Genomic DNA, 1655 nt, shown 5'->3' on the forward strand with positions numbered 1-1655 from the left:
ACTTTGTACCAGAACCCTCTTTTGTTCGGGAAAAATGATTATGTTAACTAGATTTAAATATAAATAATCATTATTTACTGTTATTTGTGTTATATTCCATTGGGGTTTGTAGAATGAATCAAAGCCCCACAAAACATTTCAGGAGGTTCATTTATGAAAGGTTTTAAGAAAGTTATAGCAACTATTTTAGTTTTTGCTTTATTATTCTCACCTCTTGTTCCATATTCAAAGGCAGAAGCAAAAGTAATGTGGGGAAATCAGGAGCTCGTCAAAGGACAAATAGGACGCGTTACAATGTTAAAGGATACTAGTTTGTACAATATTAAAAATAATAAATTAGTAGCAGCTAAAAAAGTATCAAAAGGTCAAATATATCGTGTTTATTCTTATTCTGGAAAATACGATGGGATTTACGGTGTATCCAAAGATTTATATGCTCAAAAATCGTCTAGCATCAAGTATGAGAGAGCACCTAGTGACAAGGTACAGGCCTTAGGAATAACCATTACAAAAAAATCATTAGCAAGCAATATTAGCTATCCAGAAGCATCAGGCCTTTTTAATAAACCATTTGAGGCTAGTTTTAATAGAAAATTCTTAAACATTGCTAAAGAAACTCAGCAAGCAAATAAAGAATTAAAAGAACAGGAAAAGAAGGACAGCGAAAACGGTTGGTCACCAGGTCCTTATTATCAAAATATGAAATACTCTGTACCTTACAATCAAGATAATATTTTAAGTATTTCTGTTACGAATGATCAGTACTCTGGCGGTGCACATGGTATGACTTGGATTGATACTTACAATTATAATTTATTAACGGCTAAACAACTTAGTTTGAAAGATGTCATTACAAATCAAAAGCAATTAGATAAAGTAAATAAATATATCCGCGAACAAATGWTTGCTCGTAATAAAAAAGGCGCTCAATTCTGGGTTGAAGATTTCAAATCAGTGAACTTAACTCAAGACCAGTTTTATTACACGAACGGTGGCATTGTAATTATATTTGGTGAATATGAATACGGACCTTATGCTAACGGTATTAGTTTCTTCAAAGTTCCATATTCTATTTTTAAGTAATATAGAATTACCATCTGCTTTAATCATTCCAGAACATTAGAGAAGGTTAAGAGCTAGGTTGATAGTTCTTAACCTTCTCTTTCATTCCTAGAAATACCTGTTATGTAAATTAGATTAGTATATAATATATAATTTAAAAAGAAAAATTTGGATAAAAGTATTGTTAAAATTACTTTTATTATGTGAAATTTTCTTATAAAACAGACTATGTGTTACTGGCGTAAACATGGAGGACCATGAGGAAGCACATAGATAACGGCCGTACGCCTGGGCAAAGTATTTGAACATGAGTTCAAATACTTTTATTATTTAGAAAGGAGATTTTCAAGTGAAAGAAATTGGTTTACGATACGGAATGAATCCAAATCAAAGTAAAGCTAAAGTTCAGAATGCTAAAAACACGCCTATTAAAATCTTAAATGGAGAAGCGAGTTATATGGTTCTGGTGCAAAAACTTCAAGGCCATTTTCATTAATCTCCTAAACTCGGACATACTGATACTATTACTCTAAAAAAGGTGTGTGATCAGTATGGAAAAGCAAAATCTATTCAAATGGAAACATTATCAACCC

At 31.6% G+C, this 1655-nt stretch carries 2 protein-coding genes and 1 riboswitch; both genes read left to right on the forward strand.

Going from position 1 to position 1655, the window contains the following annotated elements; translation table 11 throughout:
• Nucleotides 1–153: 153 nt before the first annotated feature.
• Nucleotides 154–1083, forward strand: a complete 930-nt coding sequence (locus tag AC1DRF_RS26580) for a DUF3298 and DUF4163 domain-containing protein (protein WP_477742140.1) — start codon at nt 154–156, stop codon at nt 1081–1083.
• A gap of 201 nt (nt 1084–1284) precedes the next feature.
• A riboswitch (ZMP/ZTP riboswitch) is annotated at nt 1285–1363 on the forward strand.
• A gap of 48 nt (nt 1364–1411) precedes the next feature.
• Nucleotides 1412–1558 (forward strand): hypothetical protein, encoded by a 147-nt coding sequence (locus AC1DRF_RS26585; protein ID WP_477742141.1) that lies wholly within the window; start codon nt 1412–1414, stop codon nt 1556–1558.
• The last annotated feature ends 97 nt before the right edge of the window (nt 1559–1655 follow it).

The organism is Priestia sp. P5_B4, from assembly GCF_056400385.1.